General features: G+C 39.7%; 25 protein-coding genes, 1 other RNA gene and 1 riboswitch. Of the genes, 1 reads left to right on the top strand and 25 read right to left on the bottom strand.

The window, feature by feature from the left end:
- Positions 1-21 precede the first annotated feature (21 nt).
- Both secG and sigH read right to left on the bottom strand, forming a co-directional pair.
- Complete coding sequence (secG, locus tag HMPREF3032_RS05165) at positions 22-258, bottom strand: preprotein translocase subunit SecG (protein ID WP_038144301.1); 237 nt, start codon at positions 256-258, stop codon at positions 22-24.
- 19 nt (positions 259-277) lie between these two features.
- On the bottom strand, positions 278-922 hold the full coding sequence (gene sigH / locus HMPREF3032_RS05160) for an RNA polymerase sporulation sigma factor SigH (protein ID WP_062402655.1): 645 nt from the start codon (positions 920-922) through the stop codon (positions 278-280).
- A 128-nt stretch (positions 923-1,050) separates the two neighbouring features.
- On the opposite strand from sigH, the gene ssrA reads away from it, so the two are divergent.
- Positions 1,051-1,392: a transfer-messenger RNA gene (gene ssrA, locus HMPREF3032_RS05155) on the top strand.
- A 316-nt stretch (positions 1,393-1,708) separates the two neighbouring features.
- Here ssrA and HMPREF3032_RS05150 read toward each other — a convergent pair.
- From HMPREF3032_RS05150 to trpD, 23 genes are all read right to left on the bottom strand, one after another.
- Complete coding sequence (locus tag HMPREF3032_RS05150; RefSeq protein WP_062402653.1) at positions 1,709-3,445, bottom strand: proline--tRNA ligase; 1,737 nt, start codon at positions 3,443-3,445, stop codon at positions 1,709-1,711.
- Positions 3,446-3,480: 35 nt separating this feature from the next.
- Positions 3,481-4,557 carry a flavodoxin-dependent (E)-4-hydroxy-3-methylbut-2-enyl-diphosphate synthase gene (gene ispG, locus HMPREF3032_RS05145; RefSeq protein ID WP_062402649.1) on the bottom strand — a complete coding sequence of 359 codons (1,077 nt, stop codon included), beginning with the start codon at positions 4,555-4,557 and terminating at the stop codon, positions 3,481-3,483.
- 9 nt (positions 4,558-4,566) lie between these two features.
- Positions 4,567-5,586, bottom strand: coding sequence for an RIP metalloprotease RseP (rseP, locus tag HMPREF3032_RS05140; protein ID WP_062402647.1), 1,020 nt, complete (start codon positions 5,584-5,586; stop codon positions 4,567-4,569).
- The gene (locus HMPREF3032_RS05135; RefSeq protein ID WP_062402645.1) at positions 5,580-6,740 is read right to left on the bottom strand and encodes a 1-deoxy-D-xylulose-5-phosphate reductoisomerase; all 1,161 of its coding nucleotides are present in this window, start codon (positions 6,738-6,740) and stop codon (positions 5,580-5,582) included. The genes rseP and HMPREF3032_RS05135 overlap by 7 nt, the downstream gene beginning before the upstream one ends.
- A 24-nt stretch (positions 6,741-6,764) precedes the next feature.
- Positions 6,765-7,583, bottom strand: a complete 819-nt coding sequence (locus HMPREF3032_RS05130; protein ID WP_062402643.1) for a phosphatidate cytidylyltransferase — start codon at positions 7,581-7,583, stop codon at positions 6,765-6,767.
- A 1-nt stretch (position 7,584) separates the two neighbouring features.
- Positions 7,585-8,352 carry an isoprenyl transferase gene (locus HMPREF3032_RS05125; RefSeq protein WP_062402641.1) on the bottom strand — a complete coding sequence of 256 codons (768 nt, stop codon included), beginning with the start codon at positions 8,350-8,352 and terminating at the stop codon, positions 7,585-7,587.
- Positions 8,324-8,581, bottom strand: a complete 258-nt coding sequence (locus tag HMPREF3032_RS05120; protein WP_009352768.1) for a hypothetical protein — start codon at positions 8,579-8,581, stop codon at positions 8,324-8,326. The genes HMPREF3032_RS05125 and HMPREF3032_RS05120 overlap by 29 nt, the downstream gene beginning before the upstream one ends.
- Entirely contained in the window at positions 8,581-9,141 is a 561-nt protein-coding gene (gene frr / locus HMPREF3032_RS05115; protein ID WP_062402639.1) for a ribosome recycling factor, read from the bottom strand. Before frr ends, HMPREF3032_RS05120 begins: the two co-directional genes overlap by 1 nt.
- A gap of 12 nt (positions 9,142-9,153) precedes the next feature.
- Positions 9,154-9,873 (bottom strand): UMP kinase, encoded by a 720-nt coding sequence (gene pyrH / locus HMPREF3032_RS05110; RefSeq protein ID WP_009352746.1) that lies wholly within the window; start codon positions 9,871-9,873, stop codon positions 9,154-9,156.
- A 76-nt stretch (positions 9,874-9,949) separates the two neighbouring features.
- Positions 9,950-10,633 carry a translation elongation factor Ts gene (gene tsf / locus HMPREF3032_RS05105; RefSeq protein ID WP_009352758.1) on the bottom strand — a complete coding sequence of 228 codons (684 nt, stop codon included), beginning with the start codon at positions 10,631-10,633 and terminating at the stop codon, positions 9,950-9,952.
- Positions 10,634-10,754: 121 nt separating this feature from the next.
- A complete protein-coding gene (gene rpsB / locus HMPREF3032_RS05100) occupies positions 10,755-11,480 on the bottom strand; it encodes a 30S ribosomal protein S2 (RefSeq protein ID WP_062402636.1) in 726 nt (241 codons plus the stop codon).
- A 182-nt stretch (positions 11,481-11,662) separates the two neighbouring features.
- The gene (gene thiC / locus HMPREF3032_RS05095; RefSeq protein ID WP_062402633.1) at positions 11,663-12,967 is read right to left on the bottom strand and encodes a phosphomethylpyrimidine synthase ThiC; all 1,305 of its coding nucleotides are present in this window, start codon (positions 12,965-12,967) and stop codon (positions 11,663-11,665) included.
- Between the two features lie 77 nt (positions 12,968-13,044).
- A riboswitch (TPP riboswitch) is annotated at positions 13,045-13,153 on the bottom strand.
- A gap of 51 nt (positions 13,154-13,204) precedes the next feature.
- Complete coding sequence (locus tag HMPREF3032_RS05090) at positions 13,205-13,936, bottom strand: YebC/PmpR family DNA-binding transcriptional regulator (protein WP_062402630.1); 732 nt, start codon at positions 13,934-13,936, stop codon at positions 13,205-13,207.
- A gap of 9 nt (positions 13,937-13,945) precedes the next feature.
- A complete protein-coding gene (locus tag HMPREF3032_RS05085; protein WP_009352767.1) occupies positions 13,946-14,518 on the bottom strand; it encodes an RNA methyltransferase in 573 nt (190 codons plus the stop codon).
- Positions 14,519-15,349, bottom strand: a complete 831-nt coding sequence (gene trmD, locus HMPREF3032_RS05080) for a tRNA (guanosine(37)-N1)-methyltransferase TrmD (protein ID WP_062402628.1) — start codon at positions 15,347-15,349, stop codon at positions 14,519-14,521.
- Positions 15,350-15,537: 188 nt separating this feature from the next.
- Positions 15,538-15,960, bottom strand: coding sequence for a PaaI family thioesterase (locus tag HMPREF3032_RS05075; RefSeq protein ID WP_062402625.1), 423 nt, complete (start codon positions 15,958-15,960; stop codon positions 15,538-15,540).
- A gap of 1 nt (position 15,961) precedes the next feature.
- Entirely contained in the window at positions 15,962-17,422 is a 1,461-nt protein-coding gene (menE, locus tag HMPREF3032_RS05070; protein WP_062402622.1) for an o-succinylbenzoate--CoA ligase, read from the bottom strand.
- Between the two features lie 11 nt (positions 17,423-17,433).
- The gene (gene menB / locus HMPREF3032_RS05065; RefSeq protein ID WP_009352753.1) at positions 17,434-18,276 is read right to left on the bottom strand and encodes a 1,4-dihydroxy-2-naphthoyl-CoA synthase; all 843 of its coding nucleotides are present in this window, start codon (positions 18,274-18,276) and stop codon (positions 17,434-17,436) included.
- An 81-nt stretch (positions 18,277-18,357) separates the two neighbouring features.
- Entirely contained in the window at positions 18,358-18,777 is a 420-nt protein-coding gene (locus HMPREF3032_RS05060) for a HutP family protein (protein WP_062402619.1), read from the bottom strand.
- A gap of 269 nt (positions 18,778-19,046) precedes the next feature.
- The gene (trpA, locus tag HMPREF3032_RS05055; RefSeq protein WP_062402616.1) at positions 19,047-19,832 is read right to left on the bottom strand and encodes a tryptophan synthase subunit alpha; all 786 of its coding nucleotides are present in this window, start codon (positions 19,830-19,832) and stop codon (positions 19,047-19,049) included.
- Positions 19,825-21,018, bottom strand: coding sequence for a tryptophan synthase subunit beta (gene trpB / locus HMPREF3032_RS05050; protein ID WP_062402613.1), 1,194 nt, complete (start codon positions 21,016-21,018; stop codon positions 19,825-19,827). Before trpB ends, trpA begins: the two co-directional genes overlap by 8 nt.
- 60 nt (positions 21,019-21,078) lie before the next feature.
- On the bottom strand, positions 21,079-22,644 hold the full coding sequence (gene trpC, locus HMPREF3032_RS05045) for an indole-3-glycerol phosphate synthase TrpC (protein ID WP_062402611.1): 1,566 nt from the start codon (positions 22,642-22,644) through the stop codon (positions 21,079-21,081).
- Between the two features lie 211 nt (positions 22,645-22,855).
- The gene (gene trpD, locus HMPREF3032_RS05040) at positions 22,856-23,872 is read right to left on the bottom strand and encodes an anthranilate phosphoribosyltransferase (RefSeq protein WP_062402608.1); all 1,017 of its coding nucleotides are present in this window, start codon (positions 23,870-23,872) and stop codon (positions 22,856-22,858) included.
- Between the last annotated feature and the right edge of the window lie 3 nt (positions 23,873-23,875).

Below are 23,875 nucleotides of genomic sequence, written 5' to 3'. Positions count from 1 at the left end.
TAGGGTAGGGTTTTTTGTGTATTAATAAGAACTTAACACTAAATCTAATGCTAAGCTAACCAAAATGAATAGTGTTGCTAACACAACTGTACACCGTGATAAGAATCCATCTACACCACGTTCTTTCCCACCGAATACGGAATCAGCTGCGCCAGAAACAGCACCACCCATACCTGCACTTTTACCGGTCTGTGCTACTACTACCACAATTAAAAGAATAGAAATAATAATTTCAACAACCATTAGAAAATCTCTCATGAATCTCTTCCTTTCTGTATTAACGGTTATGTCCGAAGTAAACTTCCATTTTTTTCTTTACTCGTTGCAATGCATTATCAATAGATTTTATAGAACGATGATGTTCTTCTGCCATTTCTTGGTAGGATTTGGCATCCATATATCCACGTAATACATCCCATTCTAGAGGGCTCAGAACAGCCTCCATCACTTCTTTAATAAGAGCGTATTGCTCTCTATTAATAACTACTTCCTCTGGGTCTAAATTTTTTTCTGTTTCCAGTACTTCTATTAAAGTTCGCTCTGAATCATCATAGGCTGGTTTATTTAAAGAGATATAGGAATTCAAAGGAATGTGCTTTTGACGACTAGCCCCTTTGATAGCAGAAATGATTTGTCTTGTAATACATAATTCAGCAAATGATTTAAAACTGACCTCACGGTCTCGATTATAGTCTCTTGTTGCTTTATACAAACCAATCATACCTTCTTGAATAATATCTTCTTTATCAGCACCCATTAAAAAATAGGACCTAGCTTTAGAGCGTACAAAATTTTTATATCGTTGAACAATATAATCAGTAGCAAAATGATTGTTTTCACGTTGATAAATATCAACAATCTCTTCATCAGATAATGATGAAAACCTTTCAAACTCAGCTACTGTTTCTGTTTCATATGACATAGGATTCCTCCTGTAACTCTGTACTAGGAATGATATTTAATAGTATACACTATCTTTAAAAAAAAGTACATATTACATTTGACTTTCACAAGATATATCTATATAATTATAAGACAATAATTACATATGGGGACGTAAAGGTTTCGACAGGTATGGATGTATCTTAGAAAGCGAGCTGGTGTCTCACTTGACCATAAAACAGTGAAACTTAAATTAAACGCAGAAGAAAATTTTGCATTAGCTGCATAAGCTACGTCACACCTTCTCTCGCCCGTGGAGAGGGATGTGGCGTCAAACTACGGGCTAGCTAGTTCTATCCGCTCAATTAAAGCTAGTTAAATCTCATGAGCTAGAATAGCTTAGGTTGTTGATGTCCAAACACTATTCGAAGTTAAAAACATCAACTGCGCTCGGAGAGGTCTAGGGGGCAACATGTTTGGACAGGGGTTCGACTCCCCTCGTCTCCACCACAATACAAAATGAAATAACCGTTTATTCATAAGTGTTCGCAAGTGTTCGCGAATACGATGAATAAGCGGTTTTTGTTATTTTTATTTCTTTTTTATGTTCGTAAGTGTTCGTATAGTTTAGGTGTTTTTGCCCACTGGAAAATGCCCTATAGAGAACACTCAATACAAAGGCTATTCCATTAATAATAAAAGACAATTTAAAAAAATATACTTTAAAGACTATTGCTATCCCCCAAAATATATTATAGAGGCAAAAAAGCTGTTCTACGCATATACGCATAGAGCAGCTCTTTTTAGTTTATACTATAATCATAAATTATATGGAAAATCCATCTTTCAACAGACGAAGTAATCCTTGTACAGAGGTACTTACTTCATCAATTTTAACAGTGCTTGTAGAACCATCTTTACGAACACGTAATTCTACTTCACCAGATTCGATGGTATTTTTACTTACTGTGATGCGTACAGGATAGCCAATCAAATCTGCGTCTTTAAATTTAACACCTGCACGATCTTTACGATCATCCAATAGAACATCAACGCCAGCTTGTTTCATCTCTTTATACAAGCGTTCACTTACATCCATTAAAGCTTCATCTTTCGCATTAATTGGAACGATAACAACCTCGAATGGAGCGATCGCTACTGGCCAAATGATACCATTTTCATCATAACTTTGTTCAATAGCAGCTGCCAATGTACGTCCTACACCGATACCATAGCAACCCATTTGGAATGGAGTTGGACGGCCACCTTGGTTCAATACTGTGGCATTCATAGATTCAGAGTACTTCGTACCCAATTTAAATACTTGACCTACTTCGATACCTTTATCGATGCGAAGTTGACCACCGCATTTAGGGCATGGGTCATCGAGAGTAATCAAACGAATTGGTGCCACAATGATATCATCTACATTGAAATCCCGGTTAGGATTGATATTGATATAATGCGCATCTGTTGTATTAGCACCGCCACATACATTATGTAAGTTCATCACTGTTTCATCCACTACAATGGCAAACTCTTCTGATTGTGAAAGTCCAACTGGGCTAATGAATCCAGCTGTTAATCCTACACGTGCTAAGTCTTCTGGGGTTGCCATTTCTGGCTCAATGCCACCTTCTACAGCTCGTTGTACAGCGATTTCATTCACTTCATGGTCACCACGAACAATAGCAAGAATAACTTTACCTTCAATGTTGTAGACTACTGCTTTAATTGTTTTTTCCAATGGCAATTGTAACATATCGGCTACCGCTTGAATTGACTTAGCATCTGGTGTAGATACTGTTTCCAATGCTTTAGCTTCTTCTGTATCCACTTCCAATGCTTTTGGTTGGCCAATTTCAATATTTGCAGCATAATCACATTTTGTGCAGTGGATAACATCTGCTTCGCCGGATTCCGCCAAAGCCATGAATTCAAAGCTACCGGAACCACCAATAGCACCATTATCTGCTTCTACTGGTTTACATGTTAAGCCACAACGTTTGAAAATTTTACTATATGCCTCATACATATCCCAAAAAGACTTGCTCATACCTTCTTCATCGATGTCAAAGGAATAGGCATCTTTCATGATAAACTCACGGCTACGCATCAATCCATAGCGTGGACGACGTTCATCGCGATATTTATTTTGAATTTGATATAAACTTAAAGGTAATTGACGATAGGAATTGACTTCTCCTCGAACTAGATTAGTTACCATTTCTTCATGAGTTGGTCCTAAGCAATATTCACGGCCATGACGATCAGAAATGCGCATCATTTCTGCGCCATACGCAGCCCAACGACCAGATTCTTCCCATAGTTCACTAGGTTGTAAGATTGGCATCATGATTTCTTGGCTATTGATAGCTTCCATTTCTTCACGAATGATTTCATTAATTTTATGAATACTGCGCCAAGCCAATGGTAAATAAGTATATAATCCACCTGCTACTTTACGAACAAAACCTGCACGCAACATTAACTGTTGGCTGATTACATCAGCATCGGAAGGCATTTCACGTAATGTTGGTGCATACAAGCGACTTGCTAACATAACATACTCCTTTATATTCTATATGATTCATACTCTTAATTATCTTCTAACGTTAAAAGATATTGATCGATTTCAGCAAATAAGGTATCTACCAATTCTTGTTCTGGTACAGTTTTTAATACTTTTCCTTTACGGAAAATGATACCTTGTCCTTTACCTCCTGCAATACCAAAATCAGCTTCTCGTGCTTCTCCAGGTCCGTTGACTACACATCCCATAACAGCTACACGGATTGGGGCTTTTATAGCCTTCAATCGTTCTTCAACAACGTCTGCCATATTGAATAAATTGACTTGGCATCTGCCACAGGTAGGACAAGAAATCATAGTCGCTCCAAAGGTACGAAGTTCCAAAGAACTTAAAATAGTTTTTGCCACTTCTACCTCATGGATTGGATCGCCCGTTAAGGACACACGAATGGTATCACCGATACCATCTGCTAAGAGTGTTCCAATACCGATAGCCGATTTAATCGTTCCTTGTTTGATAGTTCCTGCTTCCGTTACACCTAAATGCAATGGATACGGTATTTTACTTGATAATTTGCGGTATGCTTCAATCATTAAAGGTACATCTGTAGCTTTAATAGAAATTTTCATTTGGTCATATTCTAAAGATTCTAAAATACGAATATGTTCTAAGGCAGTATCCACCATACCATCTGCTGTAGGATGTCCACCATGGGCATCTAATACATGCTGTGGTAAAGAACCAGCATTGACACCTATACGAATAGGAATCAATTTAGGCTTCGCTTTTTCCACAACTTTTACCACATTATCGATACTACCTATATTTCCTGGATTAATGCGAAGCCCATCAATCCCACTGTCAATAGCTTGCAGTGCTAACCGATAGTCAAAATGGATATCCGCAATTAATGGAATCATCGCACGCTCTTTGATATCTTTAATTGCTTTTGCTGCAGCCATATCAGGAACAGCTAAACGAACCAATTCACAACCAGCAGTAGCTAGGCGATTGATTTCCTCAATAGATTGTTCTACTTTCACAGGATTTGTAGTAATCATAGATTGGATACTGACAGGTGCGTTATCACCAATATGGACGGTACCCACTTGAATACCTTTTGTCGGTTTACGTTCTATCATAGGATACCTCTAAAATAATCGTAGAATATCTTGGAATGTAGAATATACAAACACTAATAATAATAGGCCTACGCCAGTCATTTGGATGTATTGTAATGCCTTCTCTGGTAGTTTACGGCCCGTAATTCCTTCTAGAATTAATAACACCAAGTGGCCACCATCTAAGACGGGAATTGGCAATAGGTTGATAACTCCAAGGTTTAAGCTCAATAATGCAGTAAATAGTAGCAAACTGATAAAACCATGTTGTGCTACTTGCCCTGCCATTTGTGCTACACCGATAGGACCCGCTACATCGCCTTTACTATGCCCTGTTACAATATTCCACAATCCTTGTATCATATCAGTAAGGGTAGATCCAGTGTGGGATACAGCATGCACCGCAGATTCGCTAATACTATACTCTTTTACTTCCAATACTGGATTGATTCCGATAACGGCTCTATCACCAGATTCACGAGGAATCACTGTCGTAGATATAGTCTCACCATTTCTATCTAAAATAACTGACACTACATGATTGCTATGACCTTTTAGAGACTCTGTAATATCTTTCCATTCTTTAATGGATTGACCATTAATGGATACAATTTTGTCTCCCTTTTGGATACCAGCCGTAGCCGCTGGATTTCCTGCTAATATATCTCCAATAATCGGTTCCTGAGATGGTACTGTGGTTCCATGGAACGCAAATACACAAAAATATATCACAATAGCCAATAAAAAGTTAAATGTAGCACCTGCAGCGATAACGATAAATCGTTGCCATACAGGTTTACTATTAAAACCACGTTCGCCAGCATCTTCCGATGGATCCATACCAGCAATTTTGTTGAATCCACCTAGTGGTAATAAACGCAAGGAATATAGTGTTTCTCCTTTTTGCTTTTGAACGACATTAGGGCCAATACCGATAGCAAATTCATCAACACGCATGCCACAGGCTTTCGCAGTTAGAAAGTGCCCCAATTCGTGAATCATAACTATAACGCCGAATACGAAGACAGCTCCTAAAATTGTAATTAACATGCACTTCTCCTTTGTATTTCTTTGGTAGCTTCTTGTCTAGCCCAGGCATCCATAGCAAGTACTTCTTCTATGGAAGTAGGCACGCCATTTATCATCCTCCCGAGAACGGTAGAAACTACTTCATATATATGTCCATAGGTAATTCGTTCATCCAGTAAGGCATACACGGCCATTTCATTGGCTGCATTAAATACAGCAGGTGCATAACCGCCTTCTTTTCCCACCGTGAAAGCTAGTCGTAAGGCAGGAAAATCATCCCACCGAGGTGCCATGAACTGAAGATCTAAACCTTTGGTAAAATCTAAATGCTCCATTTGTAATGGATATCGTTTCGGATAGGTCATCGCATATTGGATAGGCTCACGCATATCTGGATTCCCTAACTGTGCCAAAATAGCACCATCTTTCATTTGAATCATAGAATGTACAATACTTTGTGGATGTACCACTACGTCAATATGATTGTAATCAAAGTCAAAAAGCCAATGGGCTTCAATAACCTCTAGGCCTTTATTAAATAAAGTAGCGGAATCAATAGTAATTTTATTTCCCATATTCCATGTTGGGTGTGCTAAACAATCTTTTGCTGTCGCTTTATATAAATCGTCTGACTTCCAGTGACGTAAGGCACCACCTGAAGCTGTGACGATTAATTTTTCTACATTACCTCTATCTTGACCTTCCAAACATTGAAAGATAGCACTATGTTCACTATCAATTGGCAAAATTGAAACACTATTGTCTTGGGCAGCTTTTGTAATTAAAGACCCACAAGCCACTAAAGTTTCTTTATTAGCAAGGCCAATCGTTTTTTGTGCACGAATCGCAGCCATGGTAGGTTCAATGCCTGCAGCACCAACTACGGCAGTGACTACCATCATAGCTTCTGGCAAAGTTGCCGCTATAGATAAGGCTTCTTTACCACCAATAATTTCTGTGGGGCCATTATAGCCTTCTCTTAATTGTATATATGCCTTTTCATCTACAACACCAGCCATAATTGGCTTAAATTCGGCAATTTGCTGCTCTAGTAAATCAATATTTCCATGTGTTACTAACGCTACTGCTTGGAATTGATCTGGATGTTGACGAATCACATCTAAAGTTTGTGTTCCTATAGACCCCGTGGAGCCTAAGATACTTATAGCTTTCATAAAGGTCTCCCTACAATTAAATCATTACAGCATAAGAATATATGCCAATACTAATGGTGCAGCAAACAATAGGCTATCAAAACGATCTAATACGCCACCGTGGCCAGGTAATAATGTGCCAGAATCTTTTTTATTTGCCTCACGTTTTAATTTTGATTCGAATAAATCTCCTAGCGGTGCTAATATCCCAACAATGACACCTATACCAACGCCAAAATTCAGAGGTAATCCTAAGGAAAGAGATCCAATCCACCCTGTTAAAATACAGCCGATGAAACCACCAATAAAACCTTCCAATGTTTTATTAGGACTAATAGTTGGTACAATGTTTCGTTTTCCAAAAGAACGGCCTACAAAATAAGCAAATGTATCACTAGCCCAAATAGCTATCAACACAAGCCAAATGACAGCCGTACCAAAGCCTTCTTGACCAGCATAATACGTTGTATTTTCATAGATACTATTATCACGCAACACCATCAATGCAATAAAGCCACTGGTAACATACAACAAACTACTAATAGTAGATTGCACTGTTGGAAGAGTTCTTTTCCCGTTGCAGAAGGTATATTCGATGACCATAGCTAACATCACCAAAATTCCTAAGAATAAAGCTAATGGGTAGCTACCAAACACCAAGGAACCGCATACAAGGGCAATATAAATCAGACCCCACTGTGGTAATAGACGCCGTTTCATATGACGAAATAAGCTAACACATTCTACCCAACCGATGACAGCTAACACGGACATCACAAGATTAAAAAACAGGCCCCCATAGGTGATGGCAACCGCCAGCAAGACAACGCCAATCAAAGCTGTGATGAGACGGGTTTTTAACATATTATTTCTCCTCTTTTAAACCACCAAATCTACGCTCACGTTGTTGGTATGCCAAGATGGCTTCTTCCAATACTTGTGGCGTAAAATCTGGCCAATGCAAAGGGGTAAACCAGAACTCTGCATAAGCAATTTGCCATAACAAGAAATTACTAATTCGTGCATCATTACTTGGTCGAATCAGTAAATCCACACGATCAAATTCTTTTGTATCTAAGTAGGAAGAAACCAATGTTTCTGTAATATCTTCCTCAGTGATAGCACCCTTTGCCACATCTTGGACAATCTGTTTTGTAGCTCTTGTGAGTTCGTCACGTCCCCCATAATTAATTGCTAATTGCAGTGTGATTCCCTTATTATCTTTTGTTAATTCCTCAGATTCTTTGATGATTCCTTGTAACTCTTGAGATAACTTGGTTATATCTCCCACAAAACGAATGCGCACACCTTCCGCATGCATACGTTTTACATTTGAAAGTAAATACTCTTTAATAAGACCCATTAACAGGCTGACTTCTTCTTCTGGTCGTTTCCAGTTTTCAGTGGAAAAACCATAGACAGTCAATGCTTTCACACCAAATCCTTGGGCTGCTTTCACAATATCCTTTAATACTTCCGCACCTGCGCGATGACCCATACTCCGTGGCATGCCTTTACGCTTTGCCCATCTACCGTTACCGTCCATGATAATGGCAATATGTTCTGGAATATTCGTTGGATCTATAGTCGGTCTCTCTTGATGTTTACTTTTCTTCCATAAGTTTTTTAGCATACTGTACCTCATTCGACTGCGCCACATGACTGGCTACCATAGGATGAAAGAGAACTATCTCCCATGCGCCTTCTTTTACTATGACACGGCCTACATAACATTCTTCGGAAGAAATGGAAAAGAACCGATTATAGTTCTTTTCTATTTTTGTAGTAAAAGGGATAGAGGCAGCCTGCAAAAGAGACTGTGCAAGCTGCCATGGAAATCCCAAAATAGATGTATGTTCCATTAGACAGACATAACATCCTTTTCTTTTATATCGCGAAGTTCATCAATTAAATTAATTTTTTTGTCAGTCAATTTTTGAACTTGTTCTTGTCCATCTTTTGACACGTCTTCAGTAATAGTTTTCGCTTTTTCTTCTTTTTTGATTGCATCATTAGCATCACGACGAATGTTACGAATCGCAACTTTAGCGTCTTCTGCTTTTTTGCTTACAACTTTTACCAATTCTTTACGGCGGTCTTCCGTCAATTGAGGAATCGCCAAACGAATAGAATCACCATCATTATTAGGATTTAATCCTAAGTCAGATGTTAAGATTGCCTTTTCAATAGCACCAATCATCGTTTTATCCCATGGAGCGATTAAAATCATACGTGGATCTGGAGCAGATACATTCGCTACTTGATTAACAGGTGTTGGTGCACCATAGTAATCTACCATAACGGAATCCAATAAAGATGTATGTGCACGACCTGTGCGTACATTAGCAAATTCATGTTTTAAGGATTCAATTGTTTTGTCCATGCGCGCTTCTTCGCGGCTAATAATTTCTTTAATTTCCATAGTGTTCACCTTTTATTTTACGATAGTACCGATGGCTTCTCCCTTAGCAGCACGTGTGATGTTACCAGGAATATCCATGCTAAATACAACGATAGGAATATGATTATCTTTACATAATGTAGTTGATGTAGCATCCATTACTTTCAATTCTTTGCTGATTACATCCATGTATGTCAATTCATCAAATTTTACAGCATTTGGATTTGTTTTAGGGTCGGAATCGTATACGCCATCAGCAAATTTTTTCGCCATTAAAATAGCATCCGCTTCGATTTCAGCAGCACGCAAAGCAGCTGTTGTATCTGTAGAGAAGTATGGATTACCCGTACCTGCTGCAAAGATAACAATACGACCTTTTTCTAAGTGACGAATAGCACGACGACGAATGTATGGTTCTGCTACTTCTTGCATTTCAATCGCTGTTTGAACACGAGTTGCTACGCCTGCATTTTCAAGAGCATCTTGTAATGCGATAGCATTCATCACTGTTGCAATCATACCCATATAATCAGCAGATGCACGATCCATACCTTTAGCACTACCGGATAGACCACGCCAAATATTTCCACCACCTACAACGATAGCAATTTCAATACCACTTTCTTTGGAAAGTGCGGCAATTTCTTGTGCCAATGGTTCTACCACTTGTGGGTTAATGCCAAATCCTTGATCACCTGCTAAGGCCTCACCGCTAAGTTTTAATACGATACGTTTAAATTTACGTTCACTCATGTCCTTCTCCTTATGACGTTTCTAACAAATAATTCAAAAATAAGAGAACACTTGCGGTGTTCTCTTATCTCCGTACTTATTTACCTACAGTAGCCATAACTTCTGCAACGAAATCGTCTTGTTTCTTTTCGATACCTTCGCCTAAAGCATAGCGAACATAACGACGTACGTTAATGTTTTCACCGATTTTAGCGATTGCTTCATTGATCATAGCTTGTACAGTTTTTTCACCGTCTTTAATGAAAACTTGTTCTAATAGGCAGTTTTCTTTATAGAATTTTTCAACGCGGCCAGCTACCATTTTTTCAAGAACTGCTTCTGGTTTTGGTTTACGGCCAGCTTTAACGTCTTCTTCAGCTTCTACTTTAGCTTGTTCCATCAATACAGCTTTTTCGTGTTCGATTATATTAGCTGGAACATCTTCACGTTTTAAGTATGTTGGGTTAGCTGCTGCAATTTGCATTGCTACATCTTTACAAAGAGCTTGGAAATCATCAGTTTTAGCAACGAAGTCTGTTTCACAGTTTACTTCTACTAATACGCCGATACGTCCACCACCATGAATGTAAGATGCTACTACACCTTCAGCTGCAATACGACCAGCTTTTTTAGCTGCCGCTGCTAAGCCTTTTTCACGAAGAAAGTCAACTGCTTTTTGGATATCGCCATCAACTTCTACCAATGCTTTTTTAGCATCCATCATACCTGCGCCAGTCATGTCGCGTAATTCTTTTACTAAAGCTGCTGTAATTTGAGCCATGATTTTTCCTCCTATAAATAATTAAGGTAAGACCTTAGCCTTACCTTAATTTTACATCGTTATTACTTATTTATCAATTAAGACTATGTCTGTATATATTGTTAAATAATCTTACAGATTCTTAAGCTTCTTCGGAAGCAGTTTCTGTACCGAAAGCGTCTTGTTCACCTTGACGACCTTCTAAAATAGCGTCAGCCATTTTACCAGCTAATAATTTAACTGCACGAATAGCATCATCATTTGCTGGGATAGGGAAATCAACTTCGTCTGGATCACAGTTAGTGTCCACAGTAGCTACTACAGGAATACCTAATTTTTTAGCTTCTGCGATAGCGATTTTTTCTTTTTTAGGGTCAATTACGAAAAGTGCGCCTGGCATTTCTGGCATATCTTTGATACCGCCAAGATATTTTTCCAATTTTTCCCACTCATGACGAAGACGAATTACTTCTTTTTTAGGAAGAACTTCAAATGTTCCATCTTCAGCCATTTTTTCTAATTGTTTTAAGCGTTTAATACGAGCTTCGATAGTTTTGAAGTTAGTCAACATACCGCCCAACCAACGTTCGTTAACGAAGTACATATTAGCACGAAGAGCTTCTTCTTTTACAGCTTCTTGAGCTTGTTTTTTAGTACCTACGAAAAGGATTGTTTTGCCTTCTTGAGCTACTTCACGTAAGAAATCATACGCTTCTTCTACTTTTTTTACAGTTTTTTGAAGGTCAATGATATAAATACCATTACGTTCAGTGAAGATGAATTTAGCCATTTTAGGATTCCATCTTCTTGTTTGATGTCCAAAGTGAACACCAGCTTCTAATAATTGTTTAAGTGATACTACTGCCATGTTGGCACCTCCTGTTAAAAAACCTCCGCAACTCTCATCCCTCAGCAAACGCGAAATTGCGCACAGAACTGATAGTCTAGTTGCGTGTGTATTCATACTTGGTTAGTATAGCACAAAATGTGAGATGAAAGCAAGTGCAAAACAACCAACTTCCTACAAAAGTTGGCTGTTTCGTTTCTCATTTATAATATATCAATCTTCTCTCCCTCTAAGGCTTTATTGATGCTCCGTACGGCGCAAAATTTACCACACATACTGCAAGCTTCTTTATGCCCTTCTTCTGGGGCACGACTTTTACGGATGCGACGTGCTTTTTCAGGATCTAGTGCTACTGCATATTGTGCTTCCCAATCGAGTTTTTGGCGCGCCTCTGCCATCCGGTCATCGCGATCTCGTGCATTCGGAATGCCTTTTGCAATGTCTGCGGCATGCGCAGCAATTTTGAAAGCCATGATGCCTTCTTTTACATCATTTTCGTCAGGTAAGGCTAAGTGTTCTGCTGGTGTCACATAGCAAAGGAAGGCTGCCCCATGCATGGCTGCCACGGCACCACCGATAGCCGCTGTAATATGGTCATAGCCTGGTGCAATATCTGTGACCAATGGTCCTAACACATAGAACGGTGCCCCATCGCAGATCGTTTGTTGCACTTCCATGTTGGCTTGTACTTGATTCAATGGTACATGACCAGGACCTTCCACCAACACTTGTACACCACGTTCACGAGCTCGTTTTGTTAACTCACCAAGACGAACGAGTTCTTCGATTTGACAGATATCTGTAGCATCTGCCAAGCAACCAGGACGGCATGCATCGCCAAGAGAAATAGTCATGTCATATTCTGCACAAATGTCCAAGATTTCATCATAGTGTTCATAGAAAGGATTCTCTTGACCAGTCATGGACATCCAAGCAAAGACTAAACTACCGCCACGACTAACAATGTTTAACTTCCGTTTGTGACGTTTAATTTGCTCCACTGTATGTTGTGTAATTCCACAATGTAATGTGACAAAATCTACCCCATCTTCTGCATGGAGACGGATCGTAGAAATAAAGTCTTCAGCTGTCAATTCACCTAAATCTTTTTGATGATGGATAACGCTATCATAGATAGGCACGGTGCCAATCATTACGGGACATTCTTTTGTGAGCAGACGGCGGAACACCTTTGTATCACCATGTGTAGATAAGTCCATAATCGATTCAGCCCCTAATGCCACTGCATGATGAACTTTTTTCATCTCTTCTTCGTAGTCTGTACAATCCTTAGATGTACCTAAGTTTACATTAATTTTTGTGCGTAACTTTTGTCCGATTCCTTCTGGTTGTAAAGATGTATGATGCTTGTTACACGGAATTGTTACATGTCCTTTTGCCACTAAGTCTCGTAATACTTCAACATCCATGTTTTCTTTTTCTGCTACCACTTTCATCGCGTCGGTAACAATGCCTTTTTGGGCTGCTTGCATTTGTGTGTAAAACATAAAAAGCTCCTTTCATTACAAAGGAGCCTATTTTGAGTACTCTATACACAAAAAGGTATCGACATTACATCGATACCCACATATGTCAGCGTGCTTCCTACGCGGGCATGATCCCGATCAGGTCAAAAGGTCAGGTACTTCATAGTCCTTTCTCAGCCTATTACATAGGCTCCCTTGCAAATCTAAAATATTTACTTGTTTATAGTATAGCATGGAATGGTGGATTTTTATAGTAAATTATTCTTCCTCATCCATGATGGCATTATGATACACATCTTGTACATCGTCTAAGTCTTCCAGCATGTCTAGTACTCGTTGCATATTCACTGCGTCATCACCGGTTAATTCCATATTAGTATCTGGAACCATTGTGATTTGTGCCATATCTGTAGCGATGGATGCTTCTCCTAGGGCAGCTTCTACGGCATCGTAATCATCTGGCAATGTGTAGATAACGAATACATCGTCTTCTACTTTGATGTCTTCAGCGCCAGCGTCAAGAGCCAATAATGTCAATGTCTCTTCATCATTGCCTTCTTGGGGAATCACGAATACACCTTTGCGTTTAAACATCCAGTTAACAGAGCCACTTTCACCTAGGTTACCGCCACGTTTGGAGAAGGCATGACGCACATCAGCTGCTGCACGGTTACGGTTATCTGTCATCACTTCTACAAGGATAGCAGCACCGCCTGGGCCGTATCCTTCATAGGTAATTTCTTCGTAATTGTTCGCATCCCCTGCACCGGCACCTTTATCGATGGCACGTTGAATATTATCCTTAGGAATGTTATTTTCACGAGCTTTTTGTAGCGCCAACTTAAAGCGCATATTACCTGTTGGGTCTGTACCACCAGCTTTCACAGCTACTGTGATTTCACGACTAATTTTTGTGGTAATTTTTGCTTTTAATGCATCATTTTTACCTTTTCTATGTTTAATATTTGACCATTTAGAATGTCCTGACATTGTGTCCTCCTATTTATTCCACCACGCTTCGCCTCGCAAGCGGTCTAATATAATTGATACGGCACTACGAACTGAAAGGTGATTGTACTCTCCATGTCCATAGATGGGTTCTAAGATATAATCGAAATCTTCCATTGTTTCTTTCGTCATACCATACCCCGTTCCAAATAATACTACCACAGGACGGCTCTCACTTTCAAGTGATTTACGGAGCGATGCATAGGTAATGGTATTATCATAGGTCCGTGCATCCGTAGTACACACGATTGGCGTCTGTCCTTCTAATTCCGTCACCATATCGATGGCTTGTCGAATGGAATTGACAAGTTCCACATGTTTGAAAGCATCTTTTCTATCCGGATTATAAGTACTGCCAAATCCCGTTTTCCAATGACTCATCACAGTTTCTGCCAATTCACGTTGGCTCGGTACATTGTGAATGATGAAATATCGTTCCACATCGTAGGTTGTAGATGCTCTGGCAATATCATGGATATCGTAGTTCGTGATGGCCGTCGTGATCACCTCACCATGTTTATTCATAATGGGATAATGAACGAGGCCGATATATAAATTCGCCATTTATTTCCTCTTTTCCTCTGTGAAATTAGACTGTTCTATCAATTTTGAAAGTACTTGTTGTTCCTCTTCAGAATCCACTCTATCTAGTACTCTTTTCAGAGCCTTAAATTCATCTACAGTTAATTCTCGTTGCAACAAATCATTTCGCAGTAAAGCAGTCCGTTTCAATGACTCTTCTAATCGCCACTGCTCAATATGTTTATGATGACCACTTAATAATATATCTGGCACCATCATACCTCTGTATATTTGGGGTTTCGTATATTGTGGACATTCAAGTACTGGATGATAAAAAGAATCTTCTATAGCTCCTGAGGTAGCTCCTAAAACACCGGGAATCATGCGAGCCACTGCGTCAGCTACCACCATGGCTGGTAGTTCACCGCCAGTTAACACATAATCTCCAATAGATATAGTTTCATCCACTAAGTGTTCTTCCACTCGATAATCTACCCCTTCGTAGTGTCCACAGACGATGACAAGTTGATCATAGGTGGACAATTCCCTTGCTTTTTCTTGTGTAAATGGTCTCCCTGTAGGCCCCATAAACACAACATGGCGTTTGTGACTCTCCTTTGTACAACGATGTTCTTCTATGGGAATCTGCAACACATGCTCTACAGCCTCAAAGAGAGGAGGTGCTTTCATGAGCATGCCAGCGCCACCTCCATAAGGAGTATCGTCCACTTGACCATGCTTGCTATGAGAAAATTCTCGTGGATTTGTCACTTTCATTTCTAATCGATTTGCCTGTAAGGCACGTTTGATGATGGAATGTGTAAAAAAGGCATCAAAAAACTCTGGGAATAGGGATATAATATCTATTTTCATGGACTATGCACCTCCTTTCTAGTCAATACAATACTGTATAACATATTAATTCTATTCAGACTTATGCTACTTATTTATAAAGTGTTACGGTGTACTACCAATCTATCTATAGATACTCTTTTATAATTAACATGGATGTAATAATAACATCGTGTTATACATAAATTCCGACTAATAGATATAATTTCTTACACCTTAATTATACTATTCGTCACCGTCATATGAGATAACAATCGATCTGTTTCATCAAAGATATTAATCATCCATACATGATTTCGACCACCTTTGTGTAACAATTGCCCACGTGCTACGACATATCCTTCACATCGTTTCGGTTTCACATGATTAGCCGTTATGGATTGACCTACAGCTACTTTTCGTTCAGCCGAATCTAAGTCCACGCTTTTATGGCTCGATGTTGATTCTTGTGCCAATATAGCATTAGATGCCATGCCTGCTAATACTTCTCCATAGGCTAAATACACGCCACCGTTGACGAATCCAAAGGGTTGTGCATGAAACGATGAAAGCTTCATAGTACTTTGAAAGGCCTGTTGAGTACAGTAAAATGTCTCTATCTGTAATTGTTCTAATAAAGAGGTTTCCTTCATACTATGCCCTTTCTACTGTGTGAATCAAGTCTTGTCGCAATATTTTCCCCATACTATTTTTCGGTAATGCATCAAAATATATCATTCGTTTCGGTACTTTATACTTTGCTAAACGACTGAGTAGATATTGTGATATATCTTCTTTGGAACAATTTGTTACCACGCACAATACAGGTACTTGTCCCCACTTAGGATCTGATACAGGAATGACTGCACATTCCTGTATACCGTCCATTCCATATAGAATATCCTCGATTTCCTTAGGATAAATATTCTCACCCCCAGAAATGATGATGTCCTTTCTGCGATTCAAAAGATATAAAAATCCATCTTCATCTACGTATCCAATGTCATCTGTATTAAAAGCACCTTTTATAAGTTCTTTATTAAGATATCCTTTCATCAGCATTGGGGATGAAAGCCACACTTCTCCTACTCCTTCTTCATCAGGATTGCGAATTTCAATAGTAACACCCTGTAAAGGATATCCTACAGAGGCTAATTTATTCGGATACTCCTGTATACTAAAGGTAGTACTTTGAGCAAAAGTTTCTGACATGCCGTATGTCTTATAGACGGGTAAATTTCGTTGTACGCACTCTTGTAAGAGTGGCATAGGAATAAACTCGCCACCTAGTAAGATAGCCCGTAAAGTTGGTACTTGTATCCGTTCTACTATGCGTTGTAATACTGTAGGCACCAAAGATACCATGGTGACTTCATCTGTTTTCAATGCCTCTAGTACGACTTGTTCCGAGAACTTTTCACGAATCGTTGCTCTTGTGCCATTGTACAAGGTACGCAAAATAATAGATAAGCCGCTGACATGGAACATAGGGAGCACCACAAGCCAATTGTCATCTTTCTCCACGCCAAGCACATTGGCAGAAGCTTTCACATGAGCCTTAATCTGTGACCACCGCACAGGGACTGATTTGAATTTGCCTGTTGTAGCACTGGTATTAATGATGCAAAATACTTTTTCATCAGATGGATCCCACTCTAGATTTTCGTCACTATGTTTAAGAGAAATAGGGTTGAAATCAATATCTTTAGAAAAGCACAAATACTGTAAGACTGCTGTACTTTGTCTATGCGAAGACCTAGAAACATCTGTGATCTCTATGTCACAGACTCCCTTATGTGCACGCAATATCTGTGTCATTTTTTCTGACATCAATAAGGTGCGAACTTCCGTACTTTCCATCTGTTCGGTCACTTCTCGTTCAGTCAGATTCGTATTCAGCAACACTGTTTCTATACCCAATGCAGATAGAGCAAATAGGTGTATCGCCATGGATACTGAATTTTCTGCCCATAAAGCAATACGACTCTCCCCTCGAAGATGAGGAGCGAGTCGTTTTGCTGTAGCTATTGTTAAATCCAACACAGTACCATAGGTAAGCTCGTTTAAAAAAAGCTTATCTCCATGTGTTTGTGCTCGATTATATAACCACTTCATAACCTAACCCATTAAGGGAATTTAGGGAACTGTTTGAAATTAGGTTTACGTTTTTCTTTAAATGCATCGCGACCTTCTTTACCTTCATCAGTTGTGTAGAACAATAAAGTCGCATCCCCTGCAAATTGTTGTAAACCAGCTAAACCATCTGTATCCGCATTGAAGGAAGCTTTCAAGAAACGAAGTGCCATTGGAGATAATTGAAGAATTTCTTCACACCATTTTACTGTTTCTGCTTCTAATTGATCAAATGGAACTACTGTATTGACAAGTCCCATGTCTAAGGCTTCTTTTGCAGAATATTGACGGCATAAGAACCAAATTTCACGAGCTTTTTTATGGCCTACTAAACGCGCTAAGTATCCAGCACCGTAACCAGCATCAAAAGATCCTACACGAGGACCTGTTTGACCGAATTTTGCATTTTCAGAGGCAATAGAAAGGTCACATACGATGTGCAATACATGACCACCACCAATAGCAAAACCGTTAACCATAGCAATAACAGGTTTTGGAGTAATACGGATTAAATGTTGCAAATCCAATACGTTTAGACGAGGAATTTTATCATCCCCCACATAACCGCCATCTCCACGAACACGTTGGTCACCACCAGAGCAGAATGCTTCTTTATCTTCTCCTTGACCATGATTAGCACCAGTCAAAATGATAACGCCCACTTCTGCATCTTCACGAGCAATGGTAAACGCATCGATTAACTCCATCACTGTTTTAGGACGGAATGCATTACGCACTTCTGGACGATTAATTGTAATTTTAGCAATCCCATTATATGTTTCGTAAATGACATCTTCGTAATTACGATCTAATACTTTCCAATCGAATTGACTCATAGTTACCTCCAAAATGATTAGCTATTGTCTATAAACTCTAAAGAACATTATACCAAAAATACTGTAAAATTTATAGCACCACTACATACTTGGTACAGCTCGATGTGCCATAGCCACAGCAATCTCATCTAAATGCAATACGCCAACACCTAAATAAATAGCTACACTTAGATGTTCTTGGCTACGTGCAATTCCTACTTTACCGCCCACATTGAGACCGACACATTTATTTTTCAGTTGCTCTAAGGCTTGTGCTGTAGCGCCTACCACAGCGCCTTTGCTAACGTGATCATCTTGAATCAACCCTTGTCGGTCCGCTGCTACCACAGCTCGTTCAATGATTTTAGGAATAATCTCTGTGAAAGCTCCTCCAAAATCTATAGCACACGTATGAATCCCCTGCGCTTCAAACTCTTTCCGCAATGCCATCTCTTCGGCGCGACTTTCAGAGATAGCCACATGTAATGCAGCACGCCCAACGCCAATACTTGTTTTTTCCATACCCTATGTCTCCTGTTAAGAACTATGTATAGTATTAAGTATACAGTATATCAAATCATGTTACCATCAATTTTTTTAAGACTGCAGTATATCTACTTTAACTATGATCCTCTGTGAATGTAATGTCCTTTCGATGAAAAAATAGCTGCACAAGAGAAACTTCTTGCACAGCTATTCAAGAGACATCGTAAATAACAGAATAGGATATAAAGGATACTATCACCAAGTAACTCTGTCATACATAGGAGTTACCTTAGAATACATTACTATTAGTTACCCACAGCTTCTACCATAGAACAAACGTACTTATATAATTGTTGTTCACCATTAGGACCCCACTCTCCAATTTGTTTCACAATGGCACTGCCTACGATGGCTCCATCAGATACTGCGGCCATCGCCTTTGCTTGTTCCGGCGTGGAAATACCAAAGCCAACAGCTACAGGAATATCTGTGTATTGACGAACTTGTTCTACGATGCTAGCAATGTCTGTTGTAATGTCACTGCGCATACCTGTTACACCAAGAGATGACACACAATACACAAAGCCTTCTGCTTGACTAGCAATCTCCTCAATTCGTTGCTCTGAAGTAGGTGCAATTAATGAAATGACAGCAACGCCATGAGCTTTTGCTTGATGGGATAATTCTTGTTTTTCTTCCAATGGACAGTCTGGCACAATGACACCTTGGATTCCCACTTCTTCACAGCGTGTCATGAAGCTTTCAACACCATACACATAGATAGGGTTCAAATAGGTCATGAACACAAGTGGTATGGTCAACGGCTCTGTACCGGTGCGCAAACGTTTTACCATATCAAAGATATCATCTGTTGTAATGCCTGTGGATAGAGCGCGCTCACTGGCGGCTTGAATGACAGGACCTTCTGCTACAGGATCAGAAAAAGGAATGCCAATTTCAATCAAACTGGCCCCCGCCTTCGCCATAGTACGAATGTATTTCTCTGTGGCATCAATCCCTTGGTCACCGGAAGTAATGAAAGGGATAAATGCTTTCTTTTTGAAAGCCTCTGCTATTGTTATCTTATTCATGTAAATTCACCCCTCTATATCTCGCCATAGCTGCTACATCCTTATCACCACGTCCGGATAAGCAAATGATGATACTTTCATCAGGACCTAACGTAGGTGCCAATCGCATAGCATGGGCTACGGCATGAGCACTTTCAATAGCTGGAATAATGCCCTCCATACGAGACAGATATTCAAAAGCATCCACTGCCTCATCGTCTGTTATGGGCACATATTGAGCACGGCCACTGTCATGTAAATAGGCATGCTCTGGACCTATTCCTGGATAATCCAAACCTGCTGAAATAGAAAATACAGGTGCGATTTGTCCATAGGAATTTTGACAGAAGTAAGATTTCATACCATGGAAAATACCTACTGTACCTTTTGTCATGGTTGCTGCATGTTCTTCTGTATCAACTCCTTTGCCAGCCGCTTCACAACCGATGAGTCGTACACCTTCATCCTGAATGAAATGATAGAACATACCAATGGCATTACTACCGCCACCAACACAAGCTAATACGGCAGCAGGTAATTTACCTTCTTTTTCTAAAATTTGCTCCCGTGCCTCACGACTGATGATGGACTGAAAGTCACGTACCATCATAGGGAACGGATGAGCCCCCATAACAGATCCTAAGACATAATGGGTGTCCGCCATTCGATTGGTCCATTCCCGCATCGTTTCAGACACAGCATCTTTCAGGGTACCTGTTCCAGAAGTAACCGGATGCACCTTAGCACCTAATAGTTCCATGCGGTATACATTTAAAGCTTGTCGCTCACAGTCTTCTTGACCCATGAAAATTTCACATTCCATGCCCATTAAAGCCGCCACTGTGGCAGTGGCTACACCATGTTGACCGGCACCCGTTTCTGCAATCACTCTCGTTTTACCCATTCGCTTAGCCAATAACATTTGACCTAACACATTATTTAATTTGTGGGATCCTGTATGGTTTAAGTCTTCCCGTTTTAAGTAAATTTTAGCTCCGCCCAAATCTTTTGTCATTTGTTCTGCAAAATATAGTAAGGATGGACGGCCGGTATAGGATACATGTAAATCTTCTAATTCCTTAACAAATTCAGGATCATTTTTATACATTTCATAGGCTGCTTCCAGTTCAATGATGGCATTCATTAGTGTTTCTGGCATGAATTGTCCACCAAATTCACCAAAATAGCCATGGCGATGTGTTGTCATAGTCTATCTCCTTATCTGCTTGTTACTATCTTAACGATCTGTTCCATAGTTTTCATTTTCTTAGCATCTATTTGTTACTGTTTTAATAATCTGTGCCATAGATTTTATTTTCTTCACATCTTTTTGCCCATTTGTCTCTAGACTACTACTCATGTCGAGCCCATAAGGCTGTAGTCGACGAATGGCACGAGCTACATTGTGTAGCCCTATACCGCCTGCTAGGTAGTATGGAACCTGCACATCATCAAGCAATGACCAATCAATAGTCTTACCAGTGCCTCCACGTTCTTCCTTTGAATAGGCATCTACCACCAGTCCATCGATGGGAGCTTGTTTCCATGGCAAGATATCTTCTTTACCTTGCACTTGTATAGCTTTCCAAATCTCAATGGATTCTAATTGTTCTTCCCGTAATTGGCTCCGTAATGTTTCAATATATGTTACAGTTTCATCTCCATGTAATTGCACTACTGAAAGTGGTACTGCCTTTGTAATCTCTACAATAGTAGGTATCGTTTCATTCACAAATACGCCTACCCGTGAGCAGCATTTGTTACCGCTTGTAGTGTGTACGCTATCTTGCAAACTTCTCGTAATAGATTTGGCTTGTTCTACCGTCACTTGTCGTTTGCTGGGTGCAAAGATGAACCCCACATAGTCTGGTTGTGTCTCCAGTAATACAGGAACTGTATCTTCTTGGGATATGCCACAAAATTTGACCTTAACCTCATAACTAGATTGAGTAGCTTCATCTACTGTTGGTGCACTTGGTACCTCTATGTTAGATGTATCTTCTGTTCCTAACCTGTCTCGTTCTGTATTATTATGTATATAACATTTCGATCTGATAGGTCCATACAATTCAGCTAATTTAGCAACTTTATCGTTAGTTCGCATAAAGCTTTCACCCATAAGTGCAGCGTGAATCTTGTTGTCTCGTAACCGTTGGATATCTGCGGCTGTATCTAGGCCACTTTCAGAAACGAAAATCACTGAATCATCCACTAGCTTTCGTAGGCGAATGCTATTGTTCACGTCCACCGTAAAATCTTTTAAATTTCGGTTATTGACCCCAATGATGCGGGCCCCTATATTCACTGCTCGCAATACTTCCGTTTCATCGTGAGCTTCTACCAAACAAGATAGACCCAAACTATCTGCCAACTTATGAAAGCGTGCCATTGTTTCATCATTCAAGATAGCGGCTATGAGTAATATAGCTGAGGCACCCCACAATTTTTCTTCATAGATTTGATATTCATCGATAATAAAGTCCTTCCGTAATACAGGAATATGTACCGCTTCAGCAATTTCTTGTAAATATTGCGGGCTACCTAAAAAGAAATCTGGTTCTGTCAACACGGAAATAGCAGCCGCCCCTGCCATTTCGTACTCCTTGGCTATCTCTAAATAGGGAAAATCTTCTGCAATTATCCCTTTTGATGGAGACGCTTTTTTCACTTCACATATAAAATTAAAATCTAATTCTTGTAATGCCTGTTCAAAAAGAAAATCCTTCGTAATAGGCATTCTTTCTACTTGCTGTTGCAACTCTGACAAGGGTAAATTATCTTTTGCGTCATAGACCCGTTTTTCAGTAGCTGCTACAATCTTATCTAATATCATAACTATTTCTATCCTATTATTCTGGAATAACCTTATTATCATAGTATGTATATGCCAAAACACTTTCCGTAGCATTCATATATCTAAATGATATGGGTAGGAATTACTATATTTGTACTATTTAGTTACCAAAATACCTAAATACGTTTTAGAATCTACTATTCCTAAAGGATATCTCCCGCTTTATAAATATATTGACAATCACGGCCTATTAAGCATTTTGTGATGCTTTCACAAATTTTAAAAGTGCCTTTGCTCCAACACCAGAATACAATAACTCTTGCACCGTTTTAAAAGCATTCTCTAAGGTTACCGTTCCCTCTTTGGCTAAGTAGTATGCCATGCCCGCATTTAAAATCACAGCGGTAGCACGACCGCTTCTATCTTTGCCTTCTAATAGTGTACGTGTAATCTCTGCATTAACTTTTGCGTCACCACCTACAAGTTCATCTGGTGTGGCGCAGTCAAATCCATAGTCCTTAGGATCTAATTCATAGGTCTTGAACGTACCATGATTGATTTCGCACACTGTCGTTGTTCCGGTTGCTGTAATTTCATCTAGCCCATCGCTACCATATACGACAGCACCACGATGAACACCTAAGTTAGATAAAACCTGTGCCAATGGTTCCACTAAGGACCGATCGTATACACCCATCAGTTCTACCGTTGCACCTGCTGGGTTTGCCAAAGGTCCCAAGATATTAAATACGGTTCTGACCCCCATAGATTTTCGTACAGGACCTGCGTATTTCATCGCTTCATGATATACCGGAGCAAACATAAAGCAAATATTTGCTTCTTCTAACACTTTTTTATTCTGCTCTCCATTGAGTTCTAGTTTCACACCCAATGCTTCTAGCACATCAGCGGCGCCACATTTACTAGATACGCTACGATTCCCATGTTTAGCGATAGGAACTCCCGCTGCAGCTAGTAGGATGGCAGATGTCGTAGAAATGTTGAAAGTACTACTACCATCTCCACCGGTACCTACGATTTCTACCACTGTATTGTCATGTGGCACAGAGCCGGCTTTTTCTCGCATGACTTCCGCAAAGGCGGTAATCTCTGTAACGCTAGGTCCCTTTGCTTGTAAACCACCTAAAAAAGCAGCCATAGGCACTTCCTGTACGTCTCCACTCATAATAGCGTTCATCGTTGCTTTTGCCACTTCATATGGCATATCTTGTCCCTCTGTGACAAGGCGTATTGCTTGTTGAATCATACT

Source organism: Veillonella sp. DNF00869 (assembly GCF_001553345.1).
Taxonomy (GTDB): Bacteria; Bacillota; Negativicutes; order Veillonellales; family Veillonellaceae; genus F0422.
This window is presented reverse-complemented; position numbering and strand designations above follow the sequence as displayed.